The organism is Moorella sp. E308F (assembly GCF_006538365.1).
Classification (GTDB): domain Bacteria; phylum Bacillota; class DSM-521; order Neomoorellales; family Neomoorellaceae; genus Neomoorella.
This window is the reverse complement of sequence record NZ_BJKN01000002.1, coordinates 934,141-948,363: the sequence shown is the minus strand read 5'-3', so window position 1 is coordinate 948,363 and position 14,223 is coordinate 934,141. Positions and strand designations below refer to the sequence as shown.

Sequence of the window (14,223 nt, the reverse complement as noted above, 5' to 3'; positions counted from 1 at the left end):
AGCAAAACAATGCCACCCTTGAGGAAGATAGAGAAAGAGGAAGACGAAGACGGATGCCGGACAATATTGTTTTGATCGGCTTTATGGGCAGCGGCAAAACGACAGCAGGGAAGATCCTGGCAGCCAGCCTGGGCTGGTCTTTCCTGGATACCGATGCCATGATTGAAGAGGACGCCGGTTTGTCTATTAAAGAAATTTTTGCCCGCTACGGAGAGCAATATTTCCGGAAACTTGAGCAGGCGGCAGTTGCCCGGGCAGCTGCTGCCCGGGGGGCAGTTATTGCCACCGGCGGGGGGGCCGTCCTTTCCGGAGACAATGTCCGGCGCTTGCGGGAAGGCAACAAAGTTGTCTGGCTCCAGGTACGGCTGGAAACGGCCCTGCAGCGTGCCGGGGTGAAGGGGGACCGCCCCCTCCTCCAGGGACGGCGCCGGGAAGAGGTGGCCGGGCTCTTCAAGCGCCGCGAGCCCTATTATACCTTTGCCGATGTATATATCGACACTGACGGTAAAGATGCAGACGCCGTGGCCGGAGAAATAAAGGAGGCTTTAAAATTATGGCTGGCGAGCTTAAAGTAAACTTGGGTGAGCGTACTTATAAGATTTTTTGCGGTTCAGGGTTGTTAAAGGAAACCGGCTTCCTGCTTAAAAACCTGGACCTGGCAGCCCCCTGCCTGGTAGTAAGCAATGCTACCATTGCTGGACATTACTGGCCCACCCTGGAGCAAAGCCTCAAGGCAGCCGGTTTTCAGCCCCACCTTGCCCTGGTTCCCGACGGGGAGGAGGCCAAAACCCTTAAAGTTGCGGCTGAACTATATGATGCTGCCCTGGCAGCCGATATTGAGCGCGGGTCAGCCATTATCGCCTTGGGGGGCGGCGTGGTGGGGGATGTGGCCGGGTTTGTGGCCGCCACCTGGCTCCGGGGCGTTCCTTTTATTCAACTCCCGACTACACTTCTAGCCCAGGTCGACGCCAGCGTGGGGGGCAAGGTGGCTGTCAACCATCCCCGGGGCAAGAACCTCATCGGCGCCTTTTACCAGCCGGCGGCCGTCATAGTCGACCTGGCAACCCTGGCCACCCTGCCGCCGCGGGAAGTCCGGGCCGGCCTGGCGGAAGTCATCAAGTATGGCGTGATCATGGATGCCGGCTTTTTTACTTACCTGGAAGATCACCTGGAAGGCGCCCTAAATGGAGAAGAAGGGGTCCTGGAAACCATCGTTTTGCGCTCCTGCGCCTTGAAAGCAGAAATAGTTGCCCGGGATGAGCGGGAAAGCGGCTTGCGGGCCATTTTAAATTTTGGCCACACTATCGGCCATGCCGTGGAAGCCGTAACAGATTTTGCCGCCTACCGCCACGGTGAGGCCGTTGCTATGGGGATGGCCGCCGCCGCCCGCCTGGCCGTCCGGCGGGGAATGTTTTCGGAAGCGGAAACCGGCCGCCTGGTGCGATTGCTGCAGCGGGCGGGTCTGCCTGTTGATTTGCCGGCCGTCGAACCTGCTGCTTTCCAGGCGGCCCTGGGCCATGATAAAAAAATCCGCCAGGGCCGGCTGCGGATGGTCCTGCCGGAACGGTTGGGCCGGGTGCAGGTTACCCCGGTTAGTTTAGAGGAGATTATGGCGGTTATTTGCTGAGGAATTCCCGGGGGTTAGCCACCCTCGCCTGCTAAAGATGAAAATGTTGCGGAGGGGAGCAAAATGGACACCCGGCGGCGGCTGGGGGACCTTTTAATTGCGGCCGGGATGATCACCCCGGCCCAGCTGGAGCAGGCCCTGCAGGAACAAAAGCGCACCGGGGAACGCCTGGGTAAGGTTTTGATCCGCCTGGGATTCATTACTGAAGCCAGTATTCTGGAAGTCCTGGAATTCCAGTTGGGCATTCCCAAAGTCGTCCTGGCCGACTACCACCTGGACCCGGAGGTGGTGCGTCTGGTGCCGGAGGGCCTGGCGCGGCGCTACCAGGCCATCCCCATTCGCCTGGACGGCAACCGTCTCCTGGTAGCCATGGCCGACCCCCTGAACCTGCTGGCCCTGGACGACCTGCGCCTGGCTACCGGCAAGGAGATCATGCCGGCTATAGCTGCTGAAAGGGAAATTGAAGAGGCTTTGAGCAGGTTCTGGCAGAAGGAAACTGCTGCCAGCATGAGCGAGGCGGCGGCCGCCGCTGCCCTGGAAGCTCCCGGTCCCGGCGGTACCGAAGGGGCACCGGCTGTACGGCTGGTTAACAGCTTTATCCAGCAGGCGATCCAGATGCGGGCCAGCGATATCCACATCGAACCCCAGGAAGGGGAAGTACGCGTACGCCTGCGGGTGGATGGCCTGCTGCGGGAGTTAACCCGCCTGCCCCTGGGGGTTCTAAGCAGCCTGATCTCCAGGATCAAGATCATGGCGGGCATGGATATTGCCGAAAAGCGCCTGCCCCAGGACGGCCGTTTTCAATTTACCCTGGGTAAACGCAACGTCGACCTGCGTGTTTCCAGCCTGCCCACGGTTTACGGGGAAAAGATCGTCCTGCGCCTGCTGGACCAGGAGGCCATGCTCCTGTCCCTGGACGACCTGGGATTTTTGCCAGCCATAAAAGAGCGCTTTGCGAGCCTCATCCACAGTTCCTACGGTATGCTCCTCATTACCGGTCCCACGGGCAGCGGTAAGACGACAACCCTCTATGCCACCCTTAACATTTTATGCTCACCGGAAAAAAACATCATTACTATTGAAGACCCCGTAGAATACCTGCTGCCCGGCATCAACCAGGTACGGGTCAATCCCAAGGCCGGTCTAACCTTTGCCTCAGGTTTGCGATCTATCTTGCGCCAGGACCCCGACATAATTATGGTAGGAGAAATTCGCGACCGGGAAACGGCGGATATCGCCGTCCGGGCGGCGACCACCGGCCATTTGGTGTTCAGCACCCTCCATACCAATGACGCCGCCGGGGCCGTCACCCGCCTCTTAGATATGGGCGTTGAACCTTACCTGGTCAACTCTTCCCTTATCGGCGTAGTGGCCCAGCGGCTGGTGCGCCGGCTCTGCCCCCACTGCCGGGAGATTTACCGACCCGAGCCGGGGTCTTTGGAAAAGACCTGGCTGCCCGCAGTAGAAGAACTCTGGCGGGGACGGGGTTGCCAGCGCTGCAGCTTTACCGGTTATGCCGGCCGGACGGCCATCCAGGAGGTGCTGGTGATGAATGAAGAACTCCGCGGCCTGGTGACCGCCAAGGCACCGGCCACGGCCCTGAAAGAGGCGGCCGTAGCTGCCGGTATGGTGCCTTTGATCGAGGACGGTTTGGAAAAAGTCCGCCAGGGGATTACCACGGTGAGTGAAGTCCTGCGTGTTTCCCTGGGCGGTTTGTAAAGACCAGACTGTACTGTCCCGGGTGGCATATACTTCCATTGATCTTGAATTCATAGTTCTGCCCTTTGCAGTTAGCCCGGCACTATACGTTGTTTATTAACATTGGTAGCAGTTGGCTATTAAAAATCCTTGCGTTTGTTATCCTGGCTTTATCCGGGAGGATTAAAATGTTCGACATTGAAACCATCCTGCGGGCGGCGGCTGCCGCCGGGGCCTCCGATGTCCATCTCTCTGTCGGCCTGCCGCCGGTTTTCCGGGTCCACGGCGAACTCCAAGTCCAGCGCCAGTGGGAGCCCCTGGATTCCGGAATGACAGCCAGCCTGGTACGGCCTATGGTGGGCGAGAGGTGGGAGGTATTGCAAGAGCGGGGAGAAATAGACCTGGCTTACTCCCTGCCCGGCGTAAGCCGTTTCCGGGTGAATGTCTTTCACCAGCGGGGAAGCGTTAGCGCAGCCATCCGCCTTATACCCAGGGAGATACCCAGCCTGGAAACCCTGGGATTACCGCCGGTGGTGGCCGAGCTGGCGGAACGACAGCACGGCCTGGTCCTGGTGACGGGGCCGACGGGTAGCGGCAAGTCCACCACTCTGGCGGCCATGGTGGATAAAATCAACCGGGAACGCAGCTGCCATATTATTACCCTGGAAGACCCCATTGAATACCTGCACCAGCACCGCCGTAGCATCGTCAACCAGCGGGAAGTGGGTTCAGATACCCGTTCCTTTGCCAGTGCCCTGCGGGCCGCCCTGCGCCAGGACCCTGATGTTATCCTGGTCGGCGAGATGCGGGATTTGGAGACTATTGCCACGGCCATCACGGCCGCGGAAACGGGTCACCTGGTCCTGGCGACTTTACATACCAGCAGTGCCATCCAGAGCATTGACCGGATCATTGACGTTTTCCCGCCCCACCAGCAGGGGCAGGTCCGCATCCAGCTGGCCGACACCCTGGAAGGGGTTATCACCCAGCAGCTTTTACCGCGGGCCGACAGGAAGGGCCGGGTGGCAGCCGTGGAAGTGCTGATTGCTACCCCGGCTGTTAAGAATCTCATCCGCGAGGGTAAAACCCACCAGATTGTTTCCAGCATGCAGACGGGAGCCCGCTACGGCATGCAGACCATGGACATGGCTCTGCGGCAGCTGGTCACCAGGGGTATGATAGCGGATAGAGAATTAAATAATGGTTAACGGCGCCAGGATTAGCAGGAATTTGCCTTTTTATGACGAATAAATGTCCATATATCCTCGTTCAAGGCAAACCCGGCGAAAGCCGGGGGCGCAAAGCTACGGGCCTGTAGACGCTGTCATGGCCGCCGGGCTGCCGGGGAAGAGTTCTATCTTTCCCTGTTGCCGGTGGCTATTTATATTTTGGAGGGAAAGCATGAATTTTGCCTACCGGGGAAGGGATGCCAGGGGGAATGCAGTTAGCGGGACAATTGAAGCGGAAAGCCAGGAACTGGCCATCCGGGAACTGCGCCGGCAGGGGATTTTTATTACTTACTGCCGGCCGGCGGTTGTAACCCCAGCCCGGGAATGGCGGCGCCTTTTCCGGCGGCCGGTATCCCGTCGCGACCTGGCCCTCTTCAGCCGCCAGCTGGCGACCATGCTGGGGGCTGGCCTGCCGATTGTGACGGCCTTGCATATTTTACAGCGACAGGCAGAAAATCCTTCCCTGCGAGAAAGTATCGGTATGCTTCTCCAGGACCTGGAGTCCGGGGAGGCCTTTTACCGGGCGCTGGAACGGCAGCCCCGGGTCTTCCCGCCTATCTTCATCCATACCGTCGAGGCCGGGGAGCTGGGCGGGGCCCTGGACGAGACCCTGGAGCGCCTGGCCGGGCACCTGGAACGGGAACATGAAGTAGAGGAAAAGGTCAAGTCGGCCCTGACCTACCCGGCGATAGTCAGCATGGTTGCCCTCCTGGTAGTTATTTTTCTCCTGACTTATGTCCTGCCTTCCTTCCAGGTCATGTTGAACAGCCTGCAGGTGCCCCTGCCCTGGCCGACGCGCCTGGTTCTGGGGCTAAGTGAATGGTTACGGCGCTTGTGGCCTTTTCTGGTCTTTTTCCTGGCCGGCGCCGGTTACGGGTTTTACCGCTGGCAGCAAAGGCCAGCGGGGCGCTACCAGGTCGACCGTTTATTCCTTCGTTTACCAATTTTCGGTCCCCTGCATCATAAGGCGGTTCTATCTCGTTTCAGCCGCACCCTGGGTACCCTCCTGCACAGCGGTGTACCGGTCCTGCTGGCCCTGGAAATAGTTCGGCGTACGGTGGGCAATGCTGTGGTGGCCGGCGCGGTGGAGCGGGCGGCAGAAAGCGTTCGCGACGGGCAGAGCCTGGCGACTCCACTGGAAGCGAGCGGCGTCTTCCCTCCCATGGTGGTGGAGATGATTACGGTAGGCGAGGAAACTGGGGCCCTGGATGCCATGCTCGAACGAGTGGCGGGTCTTTATGAGCAGGAGGTGGAGGCGGTCGTGGCCCGCCTGGCTTCACTGATAGAACCCGTCCTCATCGTCGGCCTCGGCAGCATAGTAGGGCTTATCGTAATTTCGGTCTTTCTTCCCTACTTTCAGATGCTGGGCGGCATAAGGTAGAGGCGCGCGGGGTATCTTTTTTCTCATTTTGCCGGTGGCTATCCTAGCAGCCTGCCCTCATGACAATGCCCTGGCCGGCGGTTCCATGTCGAGGAGTGCAAGGATAACTCTGCGTACTGCCGCGTTTGAGATCGGGGATAATAATGCGGGTAAGAGGGGGGTGATTTACTTGTAGGTTTCCCCGGCGGGCTGGCAGCAGGAAAGTAAAAAGCGCAGGCAAAAAAATCAGGGAGGTTGATTGATTGATGTGGCAGAGACTGAAAAAGGCGCGGGACCAGCGGGGTTTCACCCTGGTGGAGCTTCTTGTTGTTATTGCCATTATCGGCATTTTGGCCGCCATCGTCGCCCCCAACGCCTTCAAGGCCATCGAAAAGGGCAAGGTGGCGGCCGCCGAAGCGGACTACAAGGCGATTAAGGCGGCAGCGCTGAATTATTATACCGATACAGGCGTTTGGCCAGTAGATGGTATTGGAGGAAGTAGTAACAATAATATAGTCCATTTTGTAGGCCCAAGTTCTAGCGTAAGCGTAACTGGCTGGAACGGCCCCTATCTGGAGCGCTGGCCGAGCAAGAACCCGTGGGGCGGAAGTTATGTCTATAATAATGACGAAGATAAAGATTGGGACGGAGATGGCAACGAAGATGCTGCTAGGTATTTGACACTTGATAGTGTACCGGACAGCGCTTCCGACAAATTGCTAGCTGACCTGGGCGATAGTGTGGTTCTCCAGGATAACAATGGAGTACACATTTTAATTTCCAGAGACTAAGTGTCTCCTCAGTACACTAAAGTTTTAAGATGTATTGCTTTTTAAGTGCTGCCGGCGCCCTCCGGCGCCGGCAGCGAACAGCCCCGGCCGGAAGCTGTGCGCCCTGTTGCGACGGGGGTGAAGTAGTGAAACCGGATCATCTTTTCCCGGTTAAGGATGTGAACCATTGATGTTCTGTTTGCCGGACGTGCGCCGGGACAGCCGCGGCTTCACCCTGGTAGAGCTTTTGGTGGTCATCGCCATCATCGGGGTGCTGGCGACCGTCGTTGCTCCCAGCGCCTTCAGGGCGGTGGAAAAGGCGAAGATATCGCGGGTGGTCGCCGATGTGCGGGCCATAAAGGCGGCCGGTTATGCCTATTACGCCGATACCGGTGATTGGCCGAAGGCGGGGCAGGATTCCTACGATCGCCCCTACGACCAAGGAGACGAATATGGCTTCCTTTACTTCGTAAAGTCTGACGGCAGCACCGGCTGGAACGGGCCGTACCTGGAGAAGCCGCCCGGCACCACGCCCTGGGGCGGCCATTATCGCTACTGGAAGAGTGTAATACCCAGCGGTAGTGTCTATGACGCCGCGGGCAACCAGATTCCAGTTAACAACACCAAATGCGCTGTAGTTACTATCGGCGGCTTCCCTGACCAGGGTATCCGCGACGCCGTAGACTGGCGCATCAGGGAGAGTGTTGGTTACTCCTATGTGGGAGAGGAAAACGGCACGTACTACATCTCGGTGATCATCTGGATGGAGGGGTTATAGCGCCGGCGCGCTTGTCGTTTGGGTAATAGGCGTCTGTCGTGTAGTTGGGCTTGCCATAAATGTGGTAGAAGGGAAAAGTATGTTTTGGATTGAAGTTTTTTTCTTCCTAGCGGGTCTTTTTATCGGTAGTTTCCTCAACGTGGTCATTTACCGCCTGCCGCGCGGGGAAACGGTGGTCTGGGGTCGTTCGCACTGCCCGGCTTGCGGGCGGGCGCTGGCCTGGTACGACCTTATACCCGTATTGAGCTACCTGCTCTTGCGGGGCAGGTGCCGTTACTGCCGCCTGCCGATTTCCCCTCGATACCCTTTAGTAGAGCTTGTCACAGGCGTGGTATTTACCACCCTTTTTTATAATTTCGGCCTCTCCTGGATCCTGGTAAAATACCTTTTTCTAAGCGCCGTGTTGGTAGCCGCCAGCTTCATCGATCTGGAGCACTACCTGATCCCTGACCGCCTCGTGGTGACCGGTGCCTGCGGCGGTATTCTTTTAAGCCTGCTGGCGCGGGATGTGGGGTTTTGGTCTTCTTTATGGGGAGCAGTTGCGGCAGCAGGATTTTTGCTGCTGGTTGCCGTAATAAGTAAAGGTGGCATGGGCGGCGGGGATGTCAAGCTTGCAGGTATGGTAGGGCTTTTCCTCGGCTGGCCCCTGGCATCTCTGGCTCTTTTCCTTTCCCTGGTCACAGGCGGCTTGGCGGGCGTTTGCTTGCTGGTCACCGGCCGGAAAAAGCGGCAGGACCCTCTTCCTTTCGCGCCTTTTATCGCCATGGGGGGGCTGCTGGCGTTGTTTTTTGGCGAGGAAATGTTGCACTGGTATCTTGGCAGGTTTATATAATATTAGGCCAAGCAAAGTGCGAGCTGTTAATATGAGAGTAGTCATCATGGCAGGGGGAGTAAAGGCTGGCTCCAGGCGGCCGGTAAAGGGAAATGGCGGTTTTACCCTGGTAGAAATGGTAGCTGTCATGGCCATCACTGGGCTCCTGGCTACGGTGGTCCTGCCGGTAGTGGCTAAGAGCCTGGCATGGTGGCAGGTACAGACGGCGGCCTGGCAGCTGGTCAGCGATATCCGGGAAGTACAGCAGAGGGCCATGGGCGGCGAGGACCGCCAGTGGAAGCTCCTCCTTGACGACGTCAACGAACTGTATTTCTTGAAAAAAAATACGGAGATTATCCGGGAAACCAAACTTCCCGCGGGCATAACTATGGAATTACGTTTACAGCATGCCGGTTCCAGGCTGGGTAGTGAAATATCCTTTACGATCGAGGGGGAACCGGTAAATAGCGGAGATATAGTGCTGAAGGACCGTTATGGCCGGGAGTATTATATAACCATTATGCCGGTTACCGGCCGGGTCAAGGCGGGGAAAACGACGTGAAAAAGTGTTGCAGGCCGGGTAACAACCGTGGTCTAACCCTGATTGAAGTCCTGGTGGCAGCAGCCTTGCTGGCGGCTGTGCTGGCGCCTATGCTGGGTATGTTTATCACCGCCGCCCAGGGTTATACCAGGGGCGGCCAGGAAACCATCGTTTTGAATCTGGCCCGGGAACGTATGGAAACCTGCCTGGCAGCTGGTTATAATGGCCTGGCCTCCCTGCCTGGAGCTGGCGGCACCTGGCAGGCTTACCCCGGTCGGCCGGGATATGAGTACCAGATAACTATAACAGATTATGACCTCGTCCTACAGGTGAAGGAAGTGATGGTGCGGGTGCGCCCGGTGAATGACCCGGCGGGGCAGGTGGAACTGGCAACCCTGGTTGCCAGGTGGCCGTGAAGTGGCGGCGGGCCGGCCTTACTTTAATTGAAACTGTAATTGCCGCCACCCTGATGGTCCTGGTCCTTATGGCTTCCTTGAGCATCCTCCAGGCGGGTTTAAAATGGTGGCAGCGCGGCTGGGACCGCATGGATGCCCAGCAGAATGCCCGCGTGGCCCTGATGCAGATGACCAGGGAGATCCAGGCGGCCGGCCAGGTGGTTAGCGGTTCGGGGAGATATACCCTTATAATTGCCGACGCGGCCGGAAACCAGCTTAAATATGAGCTGAGCGGTAGCGATCTCCGGCGGGCTGTTAAAAATAAAGGATCTTTAAGCTTCAGCGGCTATAATCTCCTGGCCTATGGGGTGCAGACCCTGGAATTTTTTTATGACCGTCCAGAGGCGCCGGAAAACAGTAAAACCGTAACCATCCACCTGGTTACCCGGGACGCCGAAGGACGGGACTTTGACGTAACTACCGCGGCGGCCCTGCGGCTCAAGGTGATGAACCCCGGAGGTTAGCATTTAACTTGCTGGTAAAGATTCTGGTAAAGATTTTTATTGCAGGTGATATTCTTTGGCCGGCAACTGGCGGCGGAGTATAGCTACAGGCAAGGGAAGAATTGATGGGGTGGGGTTGCCGGGGAGGTGCTGGCACCGGCGCGGCAGCGCCCTGCCGGGAGTGCTGCTGGCCATCTTGGTCCTTTCCCTCCTGGGGGCCGGGCTTCTTTCTCTCTCCCTGGTGGAGCGCCAGGGCGCGGCGAATGATGTTAAGATTATCCAGGCCACTTATTTGTCCGAAGCTGGCATCAACCTGGCCCTGGCAAGATTACGCCAAGATCCCGGCTGGCGGGAGGGGCTGGGGGAAACATCTTTAACTGGCGTCCAGGGATATATCCAGAGAGTAGATATCAGCCAGCAGGTATTGAGCTACCGCCTGCGCTCCCTGGCCCAGGTTGGTGGTGTCCAGCGGGCCGTAGAGGTTGACCTGGCCCGACCCCTGTATACCTTTGCCCTGGCTACTGCCGGTGACCTGGATAAGCAAGACAAATTGATTATTAGCGGAGGGGATATCCTTGCCCTGGGGGATATCAACAATTTGAAAGTTGTTTTCGGCGAAGATAATATCATCAATGTGGCTGCTGGTGGCAATTTAGCGGTGAATGGTACTCTCCAGGGGAACGCTGTAGCTGGCAGGAATCTTTATGTTAAGGGAACCATCAAAGGCGACGCCACCGCCGGTGGAGTTATTTATAATAAAGATAAAATCTACGGCAACAAGTTTGAAGGTGTCAGCTTAACTTTCCCATCCTTTCCCGACAACCTCGATGCTCCTTTTACAAACGGTTTAACACTGGGGAAAGATACATATACCATTGAGGAAATCCAGGCCATGGTTAATAATACCGGCATGACTCCGGCGATTCTTTATCGGCAGGGAGACCTGACCATAACGGCTGGCCATGACAATGATCATGGCAATAACAATAACAATGGTAATAACAATAGCAATAGCAATGGCAACGACCATAGCACCTTGTATTATTATAATGGTATCGCCATTATTGCCGCTTCGGGCAGCATCACCCTGGAGACCAGCCTGTTACCTGCTTCCGTTGGAAATGCCTGGGCCTTCATTGCCGGCGGGGATTTAAATATTTCCGGTGGTACCAGACTGGGAGGAATGTTTATTGACGGGGGCACCTTTAGTAAGAATGATCGCGGCCAGGAGAGTACCATTAACGGGAGCCTGGTAACCAGGTACGTCGGTGCAATCGACGAAGGTAGCTATGATACTTCCGGCAGCAATCAGGAAATAAGGGGTAATGATAATAATAACGGAAACGGGCAGGGGAATGGTAATGGTGAGGATAAAGATAATGACCATAAAATTAAGGGTAAGATCCGCATAACCTATGATCAGAACCTTGTTGGTTCCCTGGCTCCCTATTTGAATCAGGGTAACTGGCAGATCCTTTCCTGGCGGGTGGCAGCTTTGGAGCAATAAATCCAGGCCTCCCGCGAGAAAAGATGAACCTGTTCCTAAGGAAGATAACACCAGTTGTAGCAAGGTAGATAGGAGTTATTTTTATGTTCTGTTCGTTCCTGAAACGTCGCCACTATCTGGGCATCGACCTCGGTACAACTGCCGTCAAGGCGGCCGTATACCAGGGCAGGCAGTGGCTGACGGCCAGCGTCCCGACTCCCCAGGGTGGCCTGGCTGATACTCAGGCCATGGTGGCGGCCGTTGCCGAGGCGGCCTCCCGGACCGGCTGGCGCGGTCGTCGGGCCGTGACGGCCGTCAGCGGGGAAAGGGTGATCGTCCGCTACCTACGCCTGCCGCGGATGACCCCCGAGGAACTCAAAAGTGGCATGGCCTATGAAATCGAAAATTACCTGCCCACCGGGGCCCGGGACATGGTAGTGGACTGGGCCATCCTGGATGCCGGTAATGATGCGGCCGGCGACCAGATGCCGGTTCTCCTTGCTGCGGCGCCACGGGAACAGGTGACGGGCTTATACCAGCTTTTCCATGCCGCCGGCCTGGACCTGGTGGCCATCGACCTTGTGCCCCTGGCCCTCTGCCGCGCCCTGGCCGGAGAGGCCGCTGGCGCCACGGTCATCATTGACATTGGCGGCCGCTGGAGCAACCTGGTCCTGGCCCGGGAGGGACGGCCCCTTTTCAGCCGGGTAGTAGCCATTGGCGCAGGAGAACTCAGCCAGCCCGGTATAACCGGTAGCAGCCGTATGGCCGAAATGGCCCAGGAGATCCGGCGCTCCCTGGAGTTTTACCGTTCCCAGGCCGGGACGATCTTTAACCCGGAGCGCATCATCCTTACCGGAGGGGGAGCGCAGGTGGAGGGCCTGGTCGATTACTATCGGGAGGAACTGGGAGTAACGGTAATTATCGGCCGCCCGGGGACAGGCTTTAATGGGTCCCCAGACCCGGCCCTGGCCGTAGCCATGGGCCTGGCTTTACGGGAGAGGGAAATATGAGTATGGCTATTAATTTACTGCCCCCGGAGTACCTGCCGCAGAGGCGGTCGTTACCAAAGGGAGCCATTATCGCCCTGGCTTTAGGAGGATTACTCTTAACGCTTTATCTTTTATTCCTGATCCAATGGGGGCTGATGGCCAGGCGCGTTGCCGGGGTGGAGGCGCAGCTGGCCCAGTATGAACCCCAGGCGCAGCAAGCAACAGCCAGTAAAAGCGCCATTAGTGAATGGCAGCAGAAGGAAAGGGAACTGCAGCGTTTGGTAAAGGAAAGGCGGCGCTGGCAGCCGGTTCTGGCTGCAATAAACGATGCCCTGCCGCGGGAGATCTGGCTGACCCGCCTGGAAGCAAACGAAGCCAAAGGAGAACTAATCCTAGCCGGGGGGAGTACTTCCCTCCAGGCCATCGGTAATTATTTAAATAACCTGCAGGCAAGCGGTCTCTGGGAGGCCGTCAATCTCCAGGAAGTTAAGGGTAATGGCAGTAGCCTTGCTTTTACCATACAGGCAGTCTTTAAAGGTGCCCGGGCGGAGACAGGTAAAACAGAGACTGCAAGAGCAGTTCCCGCACCCGGCGATGCAACAAAAGCAAACCCGGATTCTATAAACGCAGGCAGGGAAGGCAACAGTAAATGAAATTTGGTACCTACCAGTTCAGCCGCCGGGAAAAAATATTGCTGGTTTTGCTGGCCGTTGTCGTAGGGATTATTTTCTTCAATAATGTAGTTTTAGGGCAGCAGTTGCCGGCCTACCGGGAGCTCAGGGGAAGGCTCAAGGCAGGCCAGGAGCGCCTGGCTGCCGCCAGGCAGGCGGCAGCATCTGCAGCCGAGCTGGCCCAAAAAGCCGACCAGGCCCGGGCCGCATGGGAGGCTACCAGGCTCCACCTGGGTTTTACCCTCCGGGGTACAGCACCCTTCCTGGAGGCGGCCCAGCCCCGGGACCGGTCCCTCCAGGTACTGGCCTTCCGTCCCCTGCCGGTGGAAAAGAGAGACCCCTTCCGGGTCTATCCCTATGAAGTTACCGTCAGCGGCCCCTACCCGGCGCTGCAGGATTACATAAATCAGCTGGAATCCTTGCCGGCCCTGACGGCCATCCGTAATTTGAAGATCCTTGCGCGCCAGGGAAACGCTGGAACAGTCGAAGGGAGCTTTATTATAGACCTGTACGATCTGGGAGAAGACAATCCAGTCCCTGGAGCTATTGCCCTTTTTCCGGCCGGGCGGGCCGATGGTTTCACGCCCCCGGCGGGGGCGGTTGCTGCCGGGGATAGAGCTAAAGGTACGGGGGCTTCTCCTGGCCAGGGAGAGGCTGCCGGGAGCAGTCCGGCCAGCCCCTCTACGGCTGCAACTCCTGGTTCGGTACCAGTAAAGCTGTCACCTGCTCCTCCTGCCTCCCCGGCACCTGCGGGTAACCCGGGAACAAACCCACCGGAGCCTGTCTTCCCGGCCCCGGCAGGCGCCGGACAGGCGCCTCAATATACCTTCCCCCGCCAGGTAAAGGGCCGGCTGGAGGCGGGACCGGCCTTCAAGGACCCCCCCGCTGGCAACAGGGATGTCTGGCTGGAAGAACTGCGGGTGCTGCGCAATGTAGGGCCCTTCTATGTTCTGGAGCGGCCGGCGGCCCTGGCCGGCATGCAACTAGCCCGCAGCGTCGGTGTAAATCTAAGCAAGGAGCACAATCAAGCCGAGTTAAAGGTCGATCTCCAGAAACAATACACACGCCTCCAGGGATACATCGGTATCGATGACAGCTTTGCCAACAGCAGCGGTAAAGTTAAAGTCACCATTTTTGCCGACGGCCGGCAGCTTTACCAGGGAGAAATCAGGCCGGGTGATTACCCCCAATACCTGGATTTACCCCTCTTCCTCGTCCAGCAACTGACCTTCAGCCTGGAATGGCAGGCCGGCGGTATTGGTGACTACGATCAATTACTGGCCACCCTGGCCAGCCTCCATTTTTCACGTAAGGATTAGCAGGAATATTTTCCCGCCCCTTGAATTATACTAGTAAGAAGTTATA

15 protein-coding genes and 1 riboswitch are annotated in these 14,223 nt (G+C 57.6%); all 15 genes read left to right on the top strand.

What is annotated here, in order from left to right; all coding sequences use genetic code 11:
• Window positions 1–53 precede the first annotated feature (53 nt).
• Window positions 54–575, top strand: a complete 522-nt coding sequence (locus tag E308F_RS11255; RefSeq protein ID WP_141264986.1) for a shikimate kinase — start codon at window positions 54–56, stop codon at window positions 573–575.
• Window positions 554–1,627, top strand: a complete 1,074-nt coding sequence (aroB, locus tag E308F_RS11250; protein WP_141264985.1) for a 3-dehydroquinate synthase — start codon at window positions 554–556, stop codon at window positions 1,625–1,627. The genes E308F_RS11255 and aroB overlap by 22 nt, the downstream gene beginning before the upstream one ends.
• Before the next feature lie 63 nt (window positions 1,628–1,690).
• On the top strand, window positions 1,691–3,346 hold the full coding sequence (locus E308F_RS11245; protein WP_141264984.1) for a GspE/PulE family protein: 1,656 nt from the start codon (window positions 1,691–1,693) through the stop codon (window positions 3,344–3,346).
• Between the two features lie 167 nt (window positions 3,347–3,513).
• On the top strand, window positions 3,514–4,533 hold the full coding sequence (locus E308F_RS11240; protein WP_141264983.1) for a type IV pilus twitching motility protein PilT: 1,020 nt from the start codon (window positions 3,514–3,516) through the stop codon (window positions 4,531–4,533).
• Between the two features lie 55 nt (window positions 4,534–4,588).
• Window positions 4,589–4,671: riboswitch (cyclic di-GMP riboswitch) on the top strand.
• A 55-nt stretch (window positions 4,672–4,726) separates the two neighbouring features.
• Window positions 4,727–5,935, top strand: coding sequence for a type II secretion system F family protein (locus E308F_RS11235; RefSeq protein ID WP_141264982.1), 1,209 nt, complete (start codon window positions 4,727–4,729; stop codon window positions 5,933–5,935).
• 245 nt (window positions 5,936–6,180) lie between these two features.
• On the top strand, window positions 6,181–6,705 hold the full coding sequence (locus tag E308F_RS11230; protein ID WP_141265262.1) for a prepilin-type N-terminal cleavage/methylation domain-containing protein: 525 nt from the start codon (window positions 6,181–6,183) through the stop codon (window positions 6,703–6,705).
• A gap of 169 nt (window positions 6,706–6,874) precedes the next feature.
• A complete protein-coding gene (locus E308F_RS11225; RefSeq protein WP_141265261.1) occupies window positions 6,875–7,462 on the top strand; it encodes a type II secretion system protein in 588 nt (195 codons plus the stop codon).
• 79 nt (window positions 7,463–7,541) lie between these two features.
• On the top strand, window positions 7,542–8,294 hold the full coding sequence (locus E308F_RS11220; RefSeq protein ID WP_172613909.1) for a prepilin peptidase: 753 nt from the start codon (window positions 7,542–7,544) through the stop codon (window positions 8,292–8,294).
• Between the two features lie 31 nt (window positions 8,295–8,325).
• Window positions 8,326–8,835 carry a type II secretion system protein gene (locus E308F_RS11215; protein WP_172613908.1) on the top strand — a complete coding sequence of 170 codons (510 nt, stop codon included), beginning with the start codon at window positions 8,326–8,328 and terminating at the stop codon, window positions 8,833–8,835.
• Entirely contained in the window at window positions 8,832–9,230 is a 399-nt protein-coding gene (locus E308F_RS11210; RefSeq protein ID WP_141264981.1) for a prepilin-type N-terminal cleavage/methylation domain-containing protein, read from the top strand. Before E308F_RS11215 ends, E308F_RS11210 begins: the two co-directional genes overlap by 4 nt.
• Complete coding sequence (locus tag E308F_RS11205) at window positions 9,227–9,733, top strand: hypothetical protein (protein ID WP_141264980.1); 507 nt, start codon at window positions 9,227–9,229, stop codon at window positions 9,731–9,733. Before E308F_RS11210 ends, E308F_RS11205 begins: the two co-directional genes overlap by 4 nt.
• Before the next feature lie 55 nt (window positions 9,734–9,788).
• Window positions 9,789–11,219 (top strand): hypothetical protein, encoded by a 1,431-nt coding sequence (locus E308F_RS11200; protein ID WP_141264979.1) that lies wholly within the window; start codon window positions 9,789–9,791, stop codon window positions 11,217–11,219.
• 83 nt (window positions 11,220–11,302) lie between these two features.
• The gene (gene pilM / locus E308F_RS11195; RefSeq protein ID WP_141264978.1) at window positions 11,303–12,208 is read left to right on the top strand and encodes a type IV pilus biogenesis protein PilM; all 906 of its coding nucleotides are present in this window, start codon (window positions 11,303–11,305) and stop codon (window positions 12,206–12,208) included.
• Window positions 12,209–12,210: 2 nt separating this feature from the next.
• Window positions 12,211–12,840, top strand: a complete 630-nt coding sequence (locus E308F_RS11190; protein ID WP_172613907.1) for a PilN domain-containing protein — start codon at window positions 12,211–12,213, stop codon at window positions 12,838–12,840.
• Complete coding sequence (locus E308F_RS11185) at window positions 12,837–14,177, top strand: NPCBM/NEW2 domain-containing protein (protein ID WP_141264976.1); 1,341 nt, start codon at window positions 12,837–12,839, stop codon at window positions 14,175–14,177. The genes E308F_RS11190 and E308F_RS11185 overlap by 4 nt, the downstream gene beginning before the upstream one ends.
• Window positions 14,178–14,223: the final 46 nt, after the last annotated feature.

Excerpts from the sequence above, each read along its gene's own strand:
- E308F_RS11215 (WP_172613908.1), top strand. The coding sequence starts at position 8,326 with ATGAGAGTAGTCATCATGGCAGGGGGAGTAAAGGCTGGCTCCAGGCGG.
- E308F_RS11240 (WP_141264983.1), top strand. The coding sequence starts at position 3,514 with ATGTTCGACATTGAAACCATCCTGCGGGCGGCGGCTGCCGCCGGGGCC.
- aroB (WP_141264985.1), top strand. The coding sequence starts at position 554 with ATGGCTGGCGAGCTTAAAGTAAACTTGGGTGAGCGTACTTATAAGATT.
- E308F_RS11230 (WP_141265262.1), top strand. The coding sequence starts at position 6,181 with ATGTGGCAGAGACTGAAAAAGGCGCGGGACCAGCGGGGTTTCACCCTG.
- pilM (WP_141264978.1), top strand. The coding sequence starts at position 11,303 with ATGTTCTGTTCGTTCCTGAAACGTCGCCACTATCTGGGCATCGACCTC.
- E308F_RS11255 (WP_141264986.1), top strand. The coding sequence starts at position 54 with ATGCCGGACAATATTGTTTTGATCGGCTTTATGGGCAGCGGCAAAACG.
- E308F_RS11235 (WP_141264982.1), top strand. The coding sequence starts at position 4,727 with ATGAATTTTGCCTACCGGGGAAGGGATGCCAGGGGGAATGCAGTTAGC.
- E308F_RS11225 (WP_141265261.1), top strand. The coding sequence starts at position 6,875 with ATGTTCTGTTTGCCGGACGTGCGCCGGGACAGCCGCGGCTTCACCCTG.
- E308F_RS11245 (WP_141264984.1), top strand. The coding sequence starts at position 1,691 with ATGGACACCCGGCGGCGGCTGGGGGACCTTTTAATTGCGGCCGGGATG.
- E308F_RS11185 (WP_141264976.1), top strand. The coding sequence starts at position 12,837 with ATGAAATTTGGTACCTACCAGTTCAGCCGCCGGGAAAAAATATTGCTG.
- E308F_RS11220 (WP_172613909.1), top strand. The coding sequence starts at position 7,542 with ATGTTTTGGATTGAAGTTTTTTTCTTCCTAGCGGGTCTTTTTATCGGT.
- E308F_RS11190 (WP_172613907.1), top strand. The coding sequence starts at position 12,211 with ATGGCTATTAATTTACTGCCCCCGGAGTACCTGCCGCAGAGGCGGTCG.